The following is a 19,791-nucleotide window of genomic DNA, read 5'->3' on the forward strand; positions in this document are numbered from 1 at the left end:
GCTAAAATACCTGTGCTGAACAACAGGTAAAAGATAACTATTAGCCCTACTAAGAAAGTAGGGCTAATTTATTTTTATAAAATTTTTGTGCGTATACACTGAACTTGTTCGAATTTTTGTATAGTTATTATTTTATCTGTGTTCGTCTGTGTTTATCTTCTTATACCAATTCACCAAAATCTTGATACACATACAAGAACTCGTAGGGGCAAACGGCTGTTTGCCCCTACACCTGTATTTGCATCATCCATAAAGTGAAATGGTATTAGATCAGCAGTTAATTCTTTCTTGTTATACTTCGCTAGTAAGCACAAAGTGGGTAGAAATAGATAAAACCCAACTTCTGAGTTCACTAAACTAAAAAACGCTATAAAACACATTTACAATAATTTATTTATGCCTAAAAGCCTTGATTTATCACGAACTATTCTCCCTGAGAATATCAAATTAAAACTTCAGTCTTTAGATTCTCTAAATCTAGCTATTTCAGGTTCAGAAACAGATTTAGATGTGGATAATTATTTAGATATAAATTTAGAGAAAGTTTTTAATATTCATAGTAAAGTCTCATACATGAATGCGGCGATCGCTAAAATTATCACTGAAATATTTGGCAGTAATGAAATCAGAATATCTGCACCAAAATATATATTATCTCAAAATCTTCAAGAACCTGAGTTCAGAATTACAGGCTTACTAAACAAGCAAAAAATCGAATTGATTTTTGGTCAACCAACAACATTAAAATATAAATTAATTAAAAATTTTGCTTTTAATTTCTTACCAAGTGAATTACCTATTTTCCATGATTTAAAACTCAAAAATTCAGAATTAATTCTCACGGATACAGGTTATTGTTATACACATCCAAAATTGGGGTGCATTAACTTAAGTAGAGGATTTAATTTTATCGGAGATATTGATTTCAAAAATTTTCCGGCAAATTTCAGTAGCTTTATTCAGCAAAATTTAAAAATGACTCGCTTCGCAGCGATGATCAGCTTTAACCCGGCGGGACAAGTTAGCTTAACCAGTAATATTGCCGGCGATATTCAATTATTCTGCCAGCAGCAATTTAAAGCTACTTTTAATAATTTGCTCATCAATTTAAATATTGGTAGTAATTTAGAACCAAATTTTGGATTAACGGGAAACCTCATTCTTGAAGGCTATGATACCAGCCAAGAACAAGAACCTCAACTATTGCTATCTGGTAATCTCTCCCTCGAACCAGAATCTTTGACCGCCTTCTTCAGCCAACAAAGTGAAAAACCTTGGTGTAATCCCTACGGTTTAGTTGGAACTGAACTTCGTAATATCAGATTTCAAGGAGGAGGAACTTATTTACCTCCTTATTTTGATAATTTCGGCTTTATTGGTGATTTGAAATGGGAAAAAGCCGACCTTGAAGTAGCATTTCTCATGGATACCAATGATCCTGAAAGATTAGCTTTAATTTTAAACCCCAGACAACCAGTCAGCTTAATAGACTTGTGGCGTGGGCCAGTCACATCTTTTATCAACAAACAAGTAGGTTATTCAATTAATTTAGTTAATCAAGCATTAGGTTTTTTAGAAAAATTCCTGACATTAAACATTGAACTAATTGATGGCGATGGACAACTTAATCCTTTAATTAAGTATGTTCCTTTTCCAACAACAATTGCGGGTCAAGCAATATCAGAAGGGTTAGAAATTAATGGCAAAGTTCATGCTTGGGGACATGAGGCTATTCTAAGTCTTCAAGGTGACAAAACTTTCCAGAATATTGTTGGGTTCTTAAAAGTTCCAGAAATAGATTTAGGATTTCTCAAAATCAAAGGAACAGATGATGATAGTTTAGATATAGCCCTCAAAGTAACACCCAATGATCAGTATCTGCAAGGGGATGGTTATCTAGAGATTTTTGACCAAGAAATTGCTAATGTTGAATTTATTATTACCTCTAATAATGCTACCTTCAAAAATTTTGACATCAGTTTAGCTAATTTGTTGAGTATTGATGTTGATGCCCTCAGTATTGATCTAAAATCTGGCAGCGGAAGTGGCGCAGGCACAATTTCACTTTTGGGTAACACCTTAGTAGGAATTACCTTTGATGTTAGCAAAAATCATATTAACCTGAATAACGTTTATCTAGGTTTAGCAAATTTCTTGAATTTGACTATTCCCAGCCTTACCATTGACTTGATAAACAAAAGTGCCACAGGGACAGCAAATATTGTTGCTTTTAATCAATCTTTAGGCGGCGGAACTTTATCTTTGAATACTCAGAACGTGGCAATTAATAATGCAGTGATTAATTTAGGCAATGTTCTGAACTTAAGCGTGCCTAATTTTCAGCTTGACTTAATGAATCGAAAGCTTTTTGGTTTAGGTGATGTGACTCTTTTAGGAAAAAAATTTACTGCGTCAGGTATTAGCCTTAGTGAAAGTGGTTTACAAGCTAGTAGTAATTTTGATTTTGGGATTTTAGCTTTCAATGGCGCTACAGTTACTCTGCTGAAAAAAACTGATGGTAATATTGATAATTCTGCTAGTCTTGCTGGTAATCTCAAGTTTCTCGGTTATACCTTTGCTGATATTACTGCTAGTATTAATAGTACTCAATTAATCATATCGGGCAGCTTCAATTTTGCTGGTATTTTGATACTTAAGGGCGTAAATAATCAAAAAAATGCGAGAATAATACTGAATAAAGCAAAGCAGGGAATGTCTACTTTCGTTAGTATTATAGGTAGCTTTTATTTGTTGAGTCAAGAGTTAACCTCACTGACAATCAGCCATAATCATGAAACTTTAAAAATTTTAGGGATAAAAGTTATTAGTAAACCTAGATATACAACGTAATGTTGAGAGAATTTTTTTCTAAAGATATATCAGTAAACTTATCACGAATATTTATATGGAGTGTGTGGTTCGTTTATGTTGCTTATTTATTATTAAGTGATTTACCTCCAGGTTCATCACTATTGCATATCACATCTCAAACATTCGCAGAAATCTTCAGTTTGAGTTTAAATTTTTGGCTATTACTACCAATCATCTTTCCTAGTGCAGCACCAGTTAATAATCCAGCGCTAGAGGGAGTATTTAATATTGTAGTGACTTGGGGAATATTATTTTGGGGCTTTGTGATTGATGGTCGCAATCAGCGGTTTTCGATCATAACATTTTTAATTGGCACAGCATTTCTTACCAATTTATTTTTTCTTCCTTGGTTGGGATTGCGACAATCGAATCAGCAAGTACCGACAAATTCTTTGACATTTATTGAAAAAATCGGAGAAAGCCGAATTTTACCTTCAGTTTTGGCTGTGGTTTTTGTTATTTCATTGGGTTGGGGTGTATTCGCCCGTCCTGAATACGGTGATTTTGCAGTTCGCTGGAAAGCTTTATTAGATTTATTCTTCAGTGACCGATTAGCATATTCATTTTTAACGGATTTGATTGTATTTTGGTTGTTTCAATCATGGCTAGTTAAAGATGATATGGCACGTCGTCAATGGCATAATGAAAAAGTGCTATGGGTAGTTCGTCTTGTCCCATTTTGGGGACTGATTATATATTTCTGGCTACGCCCTTCGTTAAAAGTTGGGGAACAGGAAAAATCAGTGTAGAGTGCAGTAAATAATAACAGGACTTACGCACAAAGATTTTTTTTGGAGATTGGGTGTAGGGGCATGTGTATATATCCAAAACCCTTCAACCTTCCCGAAATCCTTGATTTTTCGTTTTCGGAGTTAGTCTTAGCTTGCTTAAAGCAACAAAAAACTTGATAAATAACGTCTCATATCACCGGGTAAAAAATTATTTTTTCTTACTTAGGCGTAATCCGAGATAGAGTAGTGAGGATATAGTTTTTACACTCATCCTGATCAATAAAAATTTGAAAAAATTTATCTACCTTAGTTAATGCCAATAACATTTTAACTTGATCATTAATAAAGCAAATAAATAACTTGGCGTTAGCCTTTTGTGCCATTTGCATTATCGACATTAAAAAACCTAAACCAGAACTATCTATGAACTTAATTCCTTTCATATCAATCAACACAACATTTGTACCATTGTTTATAAGGGTAGTAATTTCACTTTGCAATTGATTGCCTCTAATTTTATCTAAAATACCTGATGGTTCAATTATTGTTAGTCTAAGTTTATTATTCATAAATTAATTACTATACCTTTATGTAAATTGTGAATAGACCAATTCTATTGGAGTAAATTATCGCTGTAAATATTGCAATATTTCTGAGGAGGCCAGACAAACAAAACTTCCCTGTACGGACTGTGTTTGTGTAGCAGCAATTTCTAATTGCCTCGTATTTTTAAGTGGAAGCAATCAGTTAAACGCACTTTTATATTCATTTGGTGAATTGTCATTTATATCAAGCCTTTGATTCAAGTCATGTAATAAAAGCAATTCACTTGATAAATTTTGGACAACCTATTTATGTTGTAGCTACTTTTTTCTGGGTAAATACTTTATATCGCAATAGGATATTAAACGTCCCTACTTAAGGTTTTTTTTGCTAATTCTTTATTAATGCAGTAATAAACTATAAAAGATGATTTATAAAGTAAACCTTAAATTGTCGGGTGCGTTTTAGCAACGCTTAAAGCACCGAGAAAGATGGTGCGTTAAGGCTAATTCTCACCCTCTTAAGTTCCAAAATCCTTGTATAGCTGTAACACACCCTACTTAATATTTACTGGAAGTCGCAGCTACAGAGTCAAAACCCATCTCCGTGGGTTAAGGTTAAAACCATTGATTTTTTCTTAGTTAACCTCAGTGGACTTAGTTTGTATAGTAGCTTTTAGTGGATGATTCTGATACGGCACTAATGTTTGAAGCTACTGCTTTTCTGTTAGATTATTCCCCTCGGTGTGGAGAGAATCTAAATTTGTCTTGATAGGTACAGTGATAATAAATTCTGTTCCTTGACCTAGTACAGAGTTAATGTTAATTGAACCGCTATGTTTCTCAGTGATAACTTGATGACTAATTGATAACCCTAAACCTGTTCCCTTACCTACTGGTTTAGTGGTGAAAAAAGGATCGAATAAGCGAGATTGGATCTCTTCGGGAATACCGATTCCGTTATCAGCAATAATAATCTGTACTTGTTTTTGTTTTGTCTTGAGAGTACGAATATGAATTTGGTTTGGGTTAGCAGTAATTTCTTGGAAGCTTCGCCCCTGATTACTTTGTTCTAAGGCATCGATCGCATTTACAATCACATTGAGAAATACCTGATTAATTTCTCTAGCGTAACATTCTATTAATGGTAGCTCACCATATTCTTTGATAATTTCAATTGCTGGACGTTCAGCCTGTGCTTGCAGTCGATATTGCAACATAATTAAGGTATTGTCCAATCCTTCATGCAGATTCACAGCTTTATACTCTGATTCATCCAAACGAGAGAAGTTGCGTAAAGATACAACCATTTGTCGAATTCGCTCGGAACCCATATTCATCGATTTCAGAATATTAGTTAAATCGTCTTTTAAGAAGTTAAATTCTACATTTTCTATTGATGCTTGTAGAGATTCTGGGGGATGAGGATAGTGGAATTGATAGGCATTTAATATCTGCAATAAATCTTGTGTATATGTATGAATATAGTTCAGGTTGCCATGTATAAAGGTGATGGGGTTGTTAATTTCGTGGGCAATGCCAGCTACCAATTGTCCCAACGCTGACATTTTTTCACTTTGTACCATTTGTGTTTGGGTGCGATGTAATTCTTTTAAGGTTGTTTGCAGTTGTTCATTTTTTTGATTCAATTCTTGGGTGCGTTCTTTGACTCTATCTTCTAATTGAGCGTACAACCGAGCATTTTCTAGGGAGATGGCAGCTTGGGAAATTAATAAATGCAAAACCTCTAGGCGATCGCGGGTAAATGCTCCCACTGTCAGGTTATTTTCTAAATATAAAATGCCAATCAGTTTACCTTGAGTGAGAATTGGCGCACACAAAAGACTCTTGGGTGAATATTGCAATATATAAGGATCAGCCACAAGACTTGCTTCGGTAGCTGCATTCTCAATTACAGCTAAGGACAAGGTATTTTTTACCTGATTGATCAGCCTCACAGGTACTGTTTTGTGATCTTCAAAGGGTAGCGATCGCAAAACAATGGTAGGTTGTTCCAGTTGGCAAAGTGCTTCAATGAACCAGGAATTGCCTTTTGGCATGAGTAATGCACATTTATCGGCTCCGGCATTTTTGAGTATGACTTCTAGTAAGATGGAGAGTAATTTTTCTAACTCAATTTCACTGGATAGCGATTGCGAAACTTGGAAAATACCAGCTAAATCAAGACTTTTTGACAGGTTTACTGGCGTGAAACTGGAACTATCCACTGTCTCAAAGGAAGTTGAAATTATTGTTTCTGTGGGTTTCAAAGATACAGATACCTGCTGTTTGTGTAAAATTGCAACCAGTAGTAGGGGATAGCGAGTTTCTAAATCGATGATTTTACCTTTGGCTCCCCAACGCACATAACAGTAATAGGCCTCAATCATGTAAATTTGAGCAATTTTTGGTTTGCCCCAACTCAGGTAGAATTTAGCAGCAAGTTCGTTGGCTAAGGCTTCTTCGTTGAGAAAGTGATGATCTTTGGCAAGGGAGATAGCGTGATCATAATGTTCTATTGCTGCTAATTTTTTCCCGAAAACTCGACACTTTTCGGCTTCCACTAAATGCCATTTATGCAAATGATTCATCGGCGCAGATTGCGCCCACTGGTACAGAGTTTTTTGATGGGTTTCTATCTCATCCAGAATTACACCTGGTTCTGTGGAAACAAGTGCGAGGTGGGTGAGGGCAGCATAAAAATGGAAGATAGGAACATGAACCAGTCCTGATAATGCCATTAAATAGGGTTTGGCTTGGGTAATGTAGTCGAGAGCAGTCGAATAATTACCATAAGAGTAGGCAAGCAGTAGTTTATAGATATAAACAAAAGCAATCCCCGTGAGATCATTATCCTGTTGGTGCTTGGGCAGCATCGTCGTCTCGTCATAGACTGTGCCAATTAAGCGATCTGGTTGACTGACTTTTTCTTTCAATTGCTCAATTGTTTGCTGCATCATATCCAAATAAATATGCGCTGAATCTTGTTTCACTTGAGCCAAGACATGACGGTAAGCAGGAAATTCCAGCATCAATTTTTCCAGATCTACACCCGTGAACAGCGAGGTAAAGGCGTAAATTACTATACTGTAGCCAGCATAAAGAAAATCACCAGTTTCCAACCCAGTTCTGTAGGCTTCTTTGAGTGTGGCAAAAGTTGGTAAAGGTGCTTGTCGGCGATGTTGAATGAAACATCCAAACAGTGTGAGAGTGCAGCATTTCCAGCTTTGAGCATTTAACTTCTCTAGGAGAGAGAGGGATAATTTCCCAAACTCGTAGCCTGTTTCAACTTCACCCAAAAAGGCACAAAGCACCACACCCTGAGTCACATATCCGACTGTCGAGGCGGGAGCATTGCCAAACTCTAGCGACAACCGCACCATCGTTGCACCCAACAAAGGTAATAACCCTGGATTGCCTAAAAATACTGGTGCAAACAACATCCCTAACAGTTGCATTGCGGCTTGGGCTGTGGGTTCACTCATGAGGGGTAAATCAATGAGTTCGGCAATTTCTCTACCGCTTAGTTGCTGGTTTAATTCTTCTAAGGCTTTGCCTATCTGAATTTCGTCTAGTTCCGTGGGAAATTCTACTCCCAATTGCCATAAAGCTTCTCTACCGACAGCGATCGCCGCTAACATTTGGCTTCTAGAAGTTTGGGCGGCAATTTGAATTTCATAGATTTTCACTTTGTCAAGAATGGTTTTGGCTTGCTGCAATACAAAGGCGGCAAACTGTTCCATGTTGTCAAAATCACCATGCAAATAACAGGCTTCGGCCGCTGCCACATACAGATTTAAGGTTAATTCATACTGTGTTTGCCAGCAGTCTGACTCCAAAAGAGCGATCGCCGTTTGTAAATAAGCTGTGGCAGCGGCATAAGCCGTGGCTGTTTTGGCTTTGGCACCAGCTTTTAAGTTAAGTTGGGCTAGTGTTTGGCGATCGCTTTTTTGGGTAATTAATGCCAGCCCTTGATTCAAATGCCCAACAATATCAAATAGCTTTTCTTCTTGCTCCTGTTCTGAGAATTGTTCTTGGAGTAATTTACCAATTTGCAAGTGAGTCGCCTGTTTTTGATTATCAGGAATTAGGCAATAGGCTGCTTGCTGTACTCGGTCATGTAAAAATTTATAAGTAACTGTCATTTGTTCTTCGTCATTTATTCTTTGTTGACTGTTTTCTAATGACAAAGGAACATTGACCAATGACTCTTGCTGATAATATTTATAAATATTATTAATTGGTATAATCAACCCTTCTTGTAATGCTCTCCACAATGTAGCTGCCGTCTCAATTTCTGATTGTTCAGAAACAATTGCTAAGGTTTCTAAATCAAAAGAATTGCCAATACAAGCAGCTAACTGTAAGACTCGTTGAGTAGATGATGGCAATTTTCGCAACTGTAAATTCATAAAAGTTACAACATCATCTGTAACCGCTTGAGTTGTGACTTGTGCAAGATCACATTGCCAGCAGCCTATCTCTAGATTAAATCTCAGTAAATCTTCTTGATATAATGCTTTGATAAATTGTGTAGTAAAAAATGGATTTCCTTGAGTTTTTTGATATATTAAGTGAGAAAGATGACAGTCGAAAGTTTCAGGGCATTTTAGAGTATCAGCTACTAATTGATTGATTGTTTCCTGACTCAATGCGGCTAAAGTAATTGTATTAATCAGGACTTGTTTTTCTTGAATTTCCTTTAAAGTCAACATCAAGCGATGTCCTGGATGAACTTCGTTATCGCGGTAAGCACCAATCAATAAAAGATAGCTGGTATCAGCCATTAATATTTGCATTAACTTTAATGATGCTGAATCTGCCCATTGCAAATCATCTAAAAATATGACTAAGGGATGTTCTGGACTTGTAAAAACTTGAGTAAATTTTTGAAATAATAAATTAAAGCGATTTTGGGCTGCTGTTCCCAATAGTTCTATTGCTGCTGGTTGTTCACCAATAATTCTGGCTAATTCGGGGATAACTTCAATAATTACCTGTCCGTTTTCACCAACAGCATCTAATATTTTGTTTTTCCATTGCTGAATCTGTACATCACTTTCGGTTAACAATTGCCCCATTAAATCTCTAAATGCTTGGACAAAGGCACTAAAAGGAATATTTCGTTGAAATTGGTCATATTTACCTTTGATAAAATAACCACGTTGGCGCACAATTGGTTTATGCACTTCATTGACAACTGCGGTTTTACCAATACCAGAAAACCCAGCAACCAAGACCATTTCTGTTGCGCCAGTACTAACTCTGTCAAATGCTTTTAGAAGCTTTGTTATTTCTAATTCTCGGCCATAGAGTTTATCAGGAATAATAAAGCGATCGCAAATATCCCTTTGAGCAATTGGGAAACTCTGAATTTGACCTGTTGACTGAAGTTGATTTAAACAATTTTGTAAATCGGTTTTTAGTCCTAATGCACTTTGATAGCGGTCTTCGGCATTTTTCGCCATCAATTTGTTGACGATTTCTGAAAGTACAGCCGGGACTTGGGGATTAATTTCATGTACTAAAGGTGCAACTTTGGCAATATGACAATGCAACAAATCCATTGCATCATTTGAGTAAAAAGGGAGTTTTCCTGTGAGTAATTCGTAAAATGTCACACCTAAAGAATAAAAATCAGTCCGGTAGTCAATTCCCCGGTTCATTCTCCCTGTTTGTTCTGGTGAAATGTAAGCCAGCGTACCTTCTAAAACATTAGGGTTTAGGATAGTATGAGTTTCTCGCGCTAACAACGAGGCAATGCTAAAGTCAATTAATTTAAGTTGTTTGGTTACGAGATTAATTAAAATGTTACTGGGTTTAATATCTTTATGAATAATCCGCTCTCGGTAAAGTATATCTAAGCAATTACACAGAGCGATCGCTATATGTAAAAATTCCCTCAGAAATTCTTCACCTACCCCTACTCTCCATTCCTGAAGTGAAACCCCTCCAAAATCTTCCATCACCAACGCATAGCCATTTTGATAGCTTTCCAGGCTGTAAGTTTGAATGATTTCGGGATAGTTGAGATTTTTAGCGATGGTGTATTGATTCCGAAACTGCACTAGTTCGCTAAAGCTAGGATAAGGATTTTTCAGCAGTTTAATAACTACAGATAAAGAATCAATCTCTCGAACAGCCTGACAAACCAACGTTTTAGAACCATTGTAAATTTCTTTACCCAACCGATGTCCGGGAATACTGTGCATAATACAAAATCTTAAATATCCTGATTTAGTATTCCCATACGCACAAAATATTTATCAGTCATGCAAAAAGAGTTACAGTCATTAATCAACAACTGTCAATCACGCCAATCTCTATATAGATAATCATTAAGCGCCAATTACTCAAGAATTTTGCTCACATTTTTCCTAGAAATAAACGTGTTTTCTAATACAAAAATTTTTGCGTATATTTCAGGAATAACCCAAGACTAGCTGCAATAATTTTTTCCAAGAAACAGAATTATTCCGTGTCACCTAAATTTAATATCCAAAATTGTATAGGTTTTGTTTCCAGAAGAAATTTCTAGATAAATTCAGTTTATTAATTTGGACAAATAAATTGTTCAGCTTTATCCCTGGAATTAACATTTCACAGGCTTTCGAGAAGTTATAAAAAAGTGACAAGATTGCACATTTAACCAGGATACACTCGTCCTTTCCATGCACCACCACGTCCTTGCCAATGGCGGATAGCTGAATCTATTGTCATTAAAGTGTAGAGAAAGGCGATCGCCGGTAAACTAAAAGCTAATAAAGGTGAGCATTGATAAAAGCGGATAATCGGCAAGTACGCTAATGCCATCAATAACCATGTAGCTAAACCTGTCAGGGCAATTATCCAATTACCCAAAATTACACCTATAATCACACCCAAAGGTGGAACCAGATAAATCAAGGTCATCGCCACCACTGTTCCCAGTAGTAACACAGGTGAATAATTTAATTGAGTATAAGCAGTCCGCGCCACCATACCCCAAATTGTTTCTAGAGAATTGTAAGGACGCAAACTACGAGTTAAGCTACTTAACCCTAACCAGATACGTCCTTGAGTTGATTTCACAGCCTTAGCTAAAGAACAATCATCAATCAAGGCTTGGCGAATACTGGAAATACCACCAATTCTTTCTAAGGCTGTGCGCCGAATTAAAATACTACCACCAGCAGCCGCCGCCGTGGGGTTTTGGGGATGATTCACCCAGCGGAAAGGATAAAGTTTTTGGAAGAAGAAGACGAAGGCGGGAATTAACAATTTTTCCCAAGGACTATCACAGCGCAACCGCACCATCACAGAAACCAAGTCTAAATTTTCTTGTTCAGCTTTGGCAACAAGTCGCCGTAGATTATTGACATCATGTTCAATATCTGCATCGGTTAGTAAAAAATAGTCAGGGACGAGTATTTTTGCTTGTTGAATACCTTGTTCCACTGCCCATAATTTACCAGACCACCCAGGCGGTAAAGGTTCACCAGAGATAATTTGCAATTGCTGGGGTTTATCTACAGCGTGGGCGACTCCTTCCGCACAGCCAGATGTGCCATCTGTACTGCGATCGTCTACTAAAAATATATGCAAAGTATCATCATAATTTTGCAGTAAGAGCGATCGCAAACTAATAGGCAAAACATCCGCTTCATTCCGGGCGGGAATCACAGCACATACTTTAGGTAAAGATTCTAGCTGATAATCTGTGAGTTCTAACTGCTGATCTAAGCGCCAAAACTGTCCCCGCAAACTCAGTAATCCTAACCAAATTATTAAGGATAAAACCATCAACCCTAGTACAATTGCCACCATAACCTCTTGCAAATTCTCAGTGTCTCAGACAGAATACTATGTCTGCTGATTATGGGAAAAAATTTTTTCTCCGTATTGCCGTGTTTAAAACTAAATGTTGAGTGGTGTTGAGTTTGAGTAGGATTTAATGCAAACACAAGACAGGGTACAAGTCAATCAAGTTGCAGATGCGATCGCAGCCAGCCAAGCATATCTGCTGTCGATGCAATATCCCGCAGGCTATTGGTGGGCGGAGTTAGAATCTAACGTCACCATTACGGCGGAAGTTGTTCTGCTACATAAAATTTGGGGAACAGATAAAACTCGCCCATTACATAAAATTGAGAACTACTTGCGTTCTCAGCAACGGCAGCATGGCGGCTGGGAACTATTTTATGATGATGGTGGCGAACTTAGCACTTCCGTAGAAGCATATATGGCGCTGCGGCTGTTGGGTGTACCAGCAACCGACCCAGCTTTAATCCGGGCGCGAGAATTTATTCTCCAACGGGGCGGTATTAGTAAAACTCGCATTTTTACCAAATTACATCTAGCCTTGATTGGCTGTTACAGCTGGCGTGGTATTCCTTCTCTCCCGCCGTGGATTATGCTGTTACCGCCAGCTTTCCCCGTCAACATTTACGAAATGTCTAGCTGGGCGCGTTCTAGCACTGTACCGCTGTTAATTGTGTGTGACAGTAAACCTATTTATCAACTTGACCAAGCAATTAATTTAGATGAGTTATACGCTGAGGGTTTAAATCAAGTCCAGTATGAATTACCCCGCCAAGGTGATTGGACTGATTTATTCTTGACATTAGATCAAGGTTTTAAATTAGCTGAAAGCTTGAATTTAGTTCCCTTCCGCCAAGAAGGAATTAAAGCCGCCGAAAAGTGGATTTTAGAACGCCAAGAAGTTACAGGTGACTGGGGCGGGATTATTCCGGCGATGCTCAATTCTATGCTGGCGTTGAAGTGCTTGGGTTACAGCCAAAGTGACCCCATTGTCGAACGGGGAATTCAAGCAATCGATAACTTTGCCATAGAAACCGAAGAAAACTACTGTATTCAACCTTGTGTGTCGCCTGTGTGGGATACAGCTTGGGTAATACGAGGGTTGATCGATTCTGGTGTAGCGCCTGATCATCCCGCCATTGTCAAAGCCGGAGAATGGTTACTACAAAAGCAAATCCTTGATTATGGTGATTGGACGGTCAAAAATCGCCAAGGAAAGCCGGGTGCTTGGGCGTTTGAATTTGACAACCGCTTTTATCCCGATGTGGATGACACAGCAGTAGTGGTGATGGCTTTGCACCTGGCCAAACTGCCTAATGAAAGTTTAAAACAAGCTGCGATCGCCCGTGCTTTAAATTGGGTTGCATCTATGCAATGTCGCCCAGGTGGTTGGGCTGCTTTTGATTTAGATAATGATCAAGAGTGGCTGAATGCTATCCCCTACGGCGATTTAAAAGCGATGATTGACCCCAACACCGCTGATGTCACCGCCAGAGTATTAGAAATGTTGGGTGCTTGTGACTTATCTATTGATTCTCGCAACCTAGAACGCGCCCTTACCTATCTTTTAGCTGAACAAGAACAAGAAGGTTGTTGGTTTGGGCGTTGGGGCGTAAATTACATCTACGGTACTAGCGGCGTTCTCTCAGCCTTAGCTTTAATTAACCCGCAAAAATATCAGCCCAATATAGACAAAGGCGCAGCTTGGTTAGTTGGATGTCAAAATTCTGATGGCGGTTGGGGTGAAACTTGTCGCAGTTATAACGATCCTAGCCTCAAAGGACAAGGACGCAGCACCGCATCGCAAACTGCTTGGGCTGTAATTGGATTAATCGCCGCAGGTGAAGCGACTGGTAATTTTGCAATGTCAGCAATTGAATGCGGGATTAATTATCTAGTATCAACACAAAAATCAGACGGTACTTGGTTTGAAGCCGACTTTACTGGGACTGGCTTCCCCTGTCATTTTTATCTCAAATATCATATGTATCAGCAATATTTCCCGTTAATTGCGTTAGGAAGATATCAAAACATCAAATAAAACCAGATTTTCCTCCAAAATTAAACCACAGATGAATATTCATCTGTGGTTTTTATTTCACCTAAAAATACACAATAGATCTCTTGCACAAAAATTTTACTTTTACGCAGAAGCAAAGAAAGTAACATAATAATTTTATCTGTTTAAAAGTTGATAATCTGATTCATATAAGAGGCTGATTCTTGTCAAAGTTGAATTTTTTCTTGCTTAGTGTTGGGTGGTATGCAAGATTTTATAGTGAATTTATTTAGCGATCGCGCATTTATTCCACATGGTCACTGTTACCTGTGGCAGCCTGGGTTAGTTTGGTTGCATATAATTTCTGATGGCATGATTGCGCTGGCTTACTATTCGATTCCCATAACGTTATTTTACTTTGTTCGCAAACGGCAAGATTTACCTTTTTCGCAAATATTTCTATTATTTGCTGCTTTTATTATTTTCTGTGGCACAACCCACATTGCCGAAATTTGGACACTATGGCATCCTACCTATTGGCTATCAGGTATCTTAAAAGCAGCAACAGCTATAGTTTCATTGTTTACAGCGATGGAGCTTGTACCGTTAGTACCGCAAGCATTAGCACTACCAAGTCCGCTGGAATTAAGAGAAGCAAACTGGGCATTACAAGCACAAATTACAGAACGCTTAGAAGTTGAGAACCAACTCCGGCGACTACAAGAAGAATTGGAGGAGCGTGTACAAGACAGAACGGCTCAATTAGTAAAAGTTAACCAGCAATTACAACAAGAAATTGATGATCGCAAACTTGCACAAGCAGCCTTGTTACAAAGTGAAGCTCGCTTTCAAAAAATTGCCGCAGCTTCACCCGCGCAGATTTACATTTTGGCTTATTACCCAAATAAAAATGAAATGCGTTATGAATATATCAGTTCCGGGGTACGCGAAATTCAGGAATTAGAACCTCAAGAAGTTTTAACTGATGCTTTACTCACTTATCAGCAAGTACATCCTGATGATTTGCTTCTTTACAATCAGCTAACTTCTCAAAGTCTCAAAACCCTACAAGCATTTGCTCACGAATGGCGGATTATTACCCCCTCTGGCAAGATGAAGTGGGTACGCGCTAATTCCCGCCCAGAACGCCGAGAAAATGGAGAAATTGCTTGGTATGGAGTATTATTAGATATTACCGACCTCAAACAAGCCGAGTTAGCTTTGCGTGAGAGTGAAGAAAGGTTTCGCCATGCGTTTTATGATGCTCCTATTGGTATGGCTTTACTAGGAATAGATCAACGCTGGCTACAAATCAATCCGGTGTTAGGTGAAATGCTGGGTTATTCTGAATTAGAGTTTTTCAGTTTGAGCTTATTTGCATTAGTTCACTCAGAAGATGTTGATCAGCTAAGACAAAGTATAGAGCAAGTTTTGAACAACAAAAATCGCAGTGTTCAAGTTCAGTTGCGTTACTTGTGCAATGGTGGACGCGTTACTTGGGGTCTAACTAGTTTATCGTTGGTACAAGATTTCCAAAATCAACCACTTTACTATGTGCTGCAAATTCAAGATATCACTGAACAGCAAGCTATTGAACAAATAAAAAATGAATTCATTTCCATTGTCAGCCATGAATTGCGGACTCCACTCACAGCTATCCAAGGATTTTTAGGGCTATTGAATACAGGAATTTACGACAACAAACCAGAAAAAGCCAAACGGATGATTCAGCAGGCTTCCACAAATAGCGATCGCCTGGTAAGGTTGGTCAATGATATTCTCGATTTAGAACGCTTATCTTCCGGGCGAGTACAACTGGTTAAAGAAGTCTGCAATGCCACAGATTTAATTTACCGCGCCGTAGAACAAGTACAACCCATCATCTTCACCGCCGCCATCACAATTTCTATGATTCCTACCACTACTTGTGTCTGGGCTGATCCTGATTTAATTATCCAAACCCTCACCAACTTACTGAGTAATGCGATCAAATTTTCTCCTCACAACTCAGTAATTACTTTATCTGCTCAACCCCAAGCCGACTGGGTACTATTTCAAGTCCAAGACCAAGGTAGAGGTATTCCCGCCGATAAACTAGAAACAATATTTGAACGCTTTGAACAGGTTGATGTCTCTGACGCTCGTGCAAAAGGCGGAACAGGTCTCGGCTTGGCAATTTGCCAAAGTATTATTCAACAGCATGGTGGTAGTATTTGGGTAAATAGTACCCTTGGCGAAGGCAGCACATTTTATTTCACCTTGCCAATAGCAGTATCTTAATTCTCTTTGATTGCTTGGTTAGTTAAAAGCATTGACTTTCTGACAATATTCAGCTATCAAAGCAGCAGAAATGCGATCGCAACTACCAGTAGCTAAACTATGAATAGCAAACTACCCATTCCTCCACACTTCAATCCCAACAAAGTCGGCGAAGTCTGGCGTGTACCCTACCAAGAATGTGCAGATACAGCCGAAACCTGGGCAAAACAACACCATATTTCACCATCAGCTTCAGATCAAACTCGCATTTGTCTACTGTTAATTGATGTCCAAAATACATTTTGTATTCCAGGATTTGAATTGTTTGTTGGCGGACAATCTGGCAATGCTGCTGTAGAGGATAATCAAAGATTATGTGAATTTATTTATCGCAACTTAGGCAAAATCACCGCAATTATTCCCACCCTCGATACACATACAGCAATGCAAATTTTTCACCCGATTTTTTGGGTGAATGCTGAAGGAAAACACCCCATACCAGCCGCCACTAATATTACTCCAGCAGATATTGACCAAGGTATTTGGCAAGTGAACCCCGCAGTTGCCAGCATTACCAATGGCGACTACGAATTATTAGAAAAACACGCCTACCACTACGTCAATCAGCTAAGTCAAAATGGTAAATATCCGCTGATTGTTTGGCCTTATCATTCTATGTTAGGTGGAATTGGTCATGCTTTAGTTTCTGCTGTAGAAGAAGCAATATTTTTTCATTGTATTGCCCGTCAAAGTTCAACTCAATTTGAACTTAAGGGTGAGAATGCCTTAACAGAAAATTATTCCATATTACGTCCAGAAGTCTTGATTGGTTACGATCAAAATCCCCTCACCCACAAAAATACAAAACTAATCCAACAACTTTTAGAATTTGATATTGTAATTATTGGTGGTCAAGCAAAAAGTCATTGTGTTGCTTGGACAATTGACGATTTATTAACAGAAATTAAACAGGTAGATGCTACCCTTGCTAAAAAAGTTTATCTCTTAGAAGATTCCACTTCCCCGGTTGTTGTTCCAGGGGTTGTCGACTATACAGAACAAGCAGACGCAGCTTTTTCGAGGTTTGCCGAAGCTGGGATGCACATTATTAAAACAACCGATTTCATCTAATCTACAACCTCCTCTCCGCGCTCCTCCGCGTTAATCACTTCTTCAAATAACTCTTAGGATCTTGCGCCACCCATCCTTGAGATGAACTAGAACGCATTTCAAAATGAAGATGTGCTTGTTTAGCAGAAGGTTCGCCAGTCGTTCCCACAGTTCCTAAGACATCGCCTGTATTGACTTGTTGACCAACCTTCACCTTGATAGTAGCAAGATGAGCATAGCGGCTTTGCAGTCCGCCACTGTGGTTAATAATCACCAATTGACCATAACTACCTTGCTCTTGAGCAAATACTACATTACCAGGTGCGATCGCCTCTACCGGACTACCCACGGCGGCTAACAAATCTACACCACTGTGAAAAAATACCTCTCCATTCTTAGGATTAATTTGCCAACCATACCCTAACCCCACAGTTGCAGATTTCTCCAAAGGATAGCCACTGATAGACGCACGGCTTTGTGTATTTGAATTTGCTGGGATTAGAGATGTCGTTTGCGGTGGATTTGGCAACCAATTCAACCCCGGTACAAAGACAATTTTAGGGTTTTGTTGACAACCATTAATTTCAAATAGTGCATCAGGACGAACTTTATATTTTGCTGCTATTTGCCGCCAATTTTGCCCGCTAGGCACTTCCACCACAATGCCGTTGTAGGGGGGTATTTGCAATTCACTACCCACGCTCACACGACCATTATTCACATTTGGGTTCATGACAATCAGTGTTTCAGGAGCGAGATTGTAGCTTTGTGCTATGCTCTCTAAAGTTTCGCCGCGAGAAACCTTATGACGCTGAAAGCGATTTAACGCCGGAGTCGGACAGTTGGCGGCTTGCGCCTGAGCTATTTCTAAGTTTGGCAGTGTGAATGCTAGTCCCAATGTACTGACTAGGCTACAAAGCAAAAGCAGACGAGCAGAAAATGTCATGAGTCTAAGTTAAGAGAATCCCTAACTTTAAATTTTAGTTGGGGATTTCTGGACTGTCGGCTTAATATTTCATTTGCCCAAGCTGCATCGGCATTATGAACAAGTTGTTAAGGCTGCACCGCACTGATCTTCTTTCACTAACCAACCTTTGCTACCTTGATATTCTACCTGCGCCCAATCTCCTTGACAGCCTAATAATTTCATTGTTGCATTAGCCGGAACCTTACGTATTTTTAGGCTTTGCTGATTGGCACTAGCGTAAAGATTCACACCATTAGTACCATAACCGCGACTTGATAAGCCTAACTTTTCTACAGATACCCATCCGGTTCCCGAAAAACCAGCACTTGCATTCGTAATTTTTACCCAATTTTTTGCAGTTGCAATAATCTGAACTGTTTCGTTGAGTGGTACTTGTCCTAAAATTTTGTGACGCAAACTTGCGCCATTCCGCACATTTAAGCCTTGCGGATCTTGATCAGTTACATAAGCGGAAATTTCGCATTTTTTCACATTAACTGATTTTGCAAAAACTATTTGCTCACAGATGCCAGTATTTACAAATACACTTATACTCGTCAGTCCTAATGTAATTACTAGTTTTGGCAGGTAATGAGTTATCATTCTATTCATATTTGCTTTATTTTTACTCAAAAATCTGCCTTATTTATAGCAATTAAATTACTTATAGGAATCATATTTGATTTGGAGAACAAACTCAGTACACCTCTGTTACGTCTTTTCCTGTTCCCTATTCCCTAACTACACAAGTAATTTCAATAATTAAGTCGGATTCCTATATATAGAGTTCCCTGTAAAACTTAAATTAGCTGTTCACTATACTCAATTTTTGTGACTTTGCCGGCTTCGATGCTGAATGTCAATCCTGCTGCATTATCTTGACTACCAACCCCATATCCTAAAAAGATAACTTTGCCGTCTTTCGATATATATGGCTTTCCGTAAGCCTTAATTACCTGAGATTGCGTATCGCCAACTTTCACGCCTGTGGGAGTTAGAAGTTTTGGACTACGCGTGACAAAGTGGTAAACAAAGAAGTTTTTCGGTTTGTTTACATAAGGAACTAAGGATAAAGAAATATGAGGATATTCCAGCGTGCGAATATTGTCACCAACTCCTTGGCTAAATTCGGTTTTAGTGCTGGTGGGTTTTCCTAGAATGCGGCGTACTTGTTGTTCAGACATACCGGGACGAATTTTTCCTAGCCCAACTTTCGCAATAGGTATGATTGTGTTTTGAGTTTGTGTTACTTGTGGAGACTGCGCCAAAATCAAGTTGTGGTTAGCTGGCAAAGAAAGCGAAAACAAGCTAGTTAACGCTGTTATGAAAATAATTTTTTTCATTTGAGTTTATTTCAACTAGGTTTTATAAGTAGTCGGACACCATTATATTCATTGGTGAAAATAGAAGACAGGTTACAGGAAAAAACTTGTGTAAGTAGAACGGTGCAAATAAACCGAACTATGTAACGAAAAGTAAAGTGGCTGGAACACCTCTTCCCTCCTGCCTCTT

Annotated in this window: 11 protein-coding genes; 5 read left to right on the top strand and 6 right to left on the bottom strand. The window is 38.6% G+C overall.

Annotated features, from left to right (window positions below; all coding sequences use genetic code 11):
• The first annotated feature begins 396 nt into the window (after window positions 1-396).
• Entirely contained in the window at window positions 397-2,850 is a 2,454-nt protein-coding gene (locus tag IQ244_RS07270; RefSeq protein WP_193891347.1) for a hypothetical protein, read from the top strand.
• Window positions 2,851-2,912: 62 nt separating this feature from the next.
• Complete coding sequence (locus IQ244_RS07275; protein ID WP_228058789.1) at window positions 2,913-3,620, top strand: hypothetical protein; 708 nt, start codon at window positions 2,913-2,915, stop codon at window positions 3,618-3,620.
• Window positions 3,621-3,820: 200 nt separating this feature from the next.
• Here IQ244_RS07275 and IQ244_RS07280 read toward each other — a convergent pair whose 3' ends face one another.
• The 3 genes from IQ244_RS07280 to IQ244_RS07290 form a co-directional block, all read right to left on the bottom strand.
• A complete protein-coding gene (locus IQ244_RS07280; protein WP_193891351.1) occupies window positions 3,821-4,171 on the bottom strand; it encodes an STAS domain-containing protein in 351 nt (116 codons plus the stop codon).
• A 686-nt stretch (window positions 4,172-4,857) separates the two neighbouring features.
• On the bottom strand, window positions 4,858-10,356 hold the full coding sequence (locus IQ244_RS07285) for an ATP-binding sensor histidine kinase (RefSeq protein ID WP_193891353.1): 5,499 nt from the start codon (window positions 10,354-10,356) through the stop codon (window positions 4,858-4,860).
• Window positions 10,357-10,789: 433 nt separating this feature from the next.
• On the bottom strand, window positions 10,790-11,950 hold the full coding sequence (locus IQ244_RS07290) for a glycosyltransferase (RefSeq protein WP_193891355.1): 1,161 nt from the start codon (window positions 11,948-11,950) through the stop codon (window positions 10,790-10,792).
• Window positions 11,951-12,077: 127 nt separating this feature from the next.
• On the opposite strand from IQ244_RS07290, the gene shc reads away from it, so the two are divergent.
• The 3 genes from shc (at window position 12,078) to IQ244_RS07305 (ending at window position 17,333) form a co-directional block, all read left to right on the top strand.
• Complete coding sequence (gene shc, locus IQ244_RS07295; RefSeq protein ID WP_193891357.1) at window positions 12,078-13,985, top strand: squalene--hopene cyclase; 1,908 nt, start codon at window positions 12,078-12,080, stop codon at window positions 13,983-13,985.
• Between the two features lie 222 nt (window positions 13,986-14,207).
• Window positions 14,208-16,223 (top strand): ATP-binding protein, encoded by a 2,016-nt coding sequence (locus tag IQ244_RS07300; RefSeq protein WP_193891360.1) that lies wholly within the window; start codon window positions 14,208-14,210, stop codon window positions 16,221-16,223.
• A 99-nt stretch (window positions 16,224-16,322) separates the two neighbouring features.
• Window positions 16,323-17,333: an isochorismatase gene (locus IQ244_RS07305; RefSeq protein WP_193891363.1), complete on the top strand. Its 1,011-nt coding sequence runs from the start codon at window positions 16,323-16,325 to the stop codon at window positions 17,331-17,333.
• 34 nt (window positions 17,334-17,367) lie between these two features.
• On the opposite strand, the gene IQ244_RS07310 is transcribed toward IQ244_RS07305, so the two are convergent.
• The 3 genes from IQ244_RS07310 to bamE form a co-directional block, all read right to left on the bottom strand.
• The gene (locus tag IQ244_RS07310) at window positions 17,368-18,258 is read right to left on the bottom strand and encodes a LysM peptidoglycan-binding domain-containing M23 family metallopeptidase (protein ID WP_193891367.1); all 891 of its coding nucleotides are present in this window, start codon (window positions 18,256-18,258) and stop codon (window positions 17,368-17,370) included.
• A gap of 93 nt (window positions 18,259-18,351) precedes the next feature.
• Window positions 18,352-18,771, bottom strand: coding sequence for an SH3 domain-containing protein (locus tag IQ244_RS07315; protein WP_416209763.1), 420 nt, complete (start codon window positions 18,769-18,771; stop codon window positions 18,352-18,354).
• A 308-nt stretch (window positions 18,772-19,079) separates the two neighbouring features.
• Window positions 19,080-19,622, bottom strand: a complete 543-nt coding sequence (gene bamE, locus IQ244_RS07320; protein WP_193891373.1) for an outer membrane protein assembly factor BamE domain-containing protein — start codon at window positions 19,620-19,622, stop codon at window positions 19,080-19,082.
• Window positions 19,623-19,791: the final 169 nt, after the last annotated feature.

The organism is Nostoc sp. LEGE 06077 (assembly GCF_015207705.1).
Taxonomy (GTDB): Bacteria; Cyanobacteriota; Cyanobacteriia; order Cyanobacteriales; family Nostocaceae; genus Nostoc_B.

Excerpts from the sequence above, each read along its gene's own strand:
- IQ244_RS07270 (WP_193891347.1), top strand. The coding sequence starts at position 397 with ATGCCTAAAAGCCTTGATTTATCACGAACTATTCTCCCTGAGAATATC.
- IQ244_RS07280 (WP_193891351.1), bottom strand. The coding sequence starts at position 4,171 with ATGAATAATAAACTTAGACTAACAATAATTGAACCATCAGGTATTTTA.
- IQ244_RS07285 (WP_193891353.1), bottom strand. The coding sequence starts at position 10,356 with ATGCACAGTATTCCCGGACATCGGTTGGGTAAAGAAATTTACAATGGT.
- IQ244_RS07290 (WP_193891355.1), bottom strand. The coding sequence starts at position 11,950 with ATGGTGGCAATTGTACTAGGGTTGATGGTTTTATCCTTAATAATTTGG.
- shc (WP_193891357.1), top strand. The coding sequence starts at position 12,078 with ATGCAAACACAAGACAGGGTACAAGTCAATCAAGTTGCAGATGCGATC.
- IQ244_RS07300 (WP_193891360.1), top strand. The coding sequence starts at position 14,208 with ATGCAAGATTTTATAGTGAATTTATTTAGCGATCGCGCATTTATTCCA.
- IQ244_RS07305 (WP_193891363.1), top strand. The coding sequence starts at position 16,323 with ATGAATAGCAAACTACCCATTCCTCCACACTTCAATCCCAACAAAGTC.
- IQ244_RS07310 (WP_193891367.1), bottom strand. The coding sequence starts at position 18,258 with ATGACATTTTCTGCTCGTCTGCTTTTGCTTTGTAGCCTAGTCAGTACA.
- bamE (WP_193891373.1), bottom strand. The coding sequence starts at position 19,622 with ATGAAAAAAATTATTTTCATAACAGCGTTAACTAGCTTGTTTTCGCTT.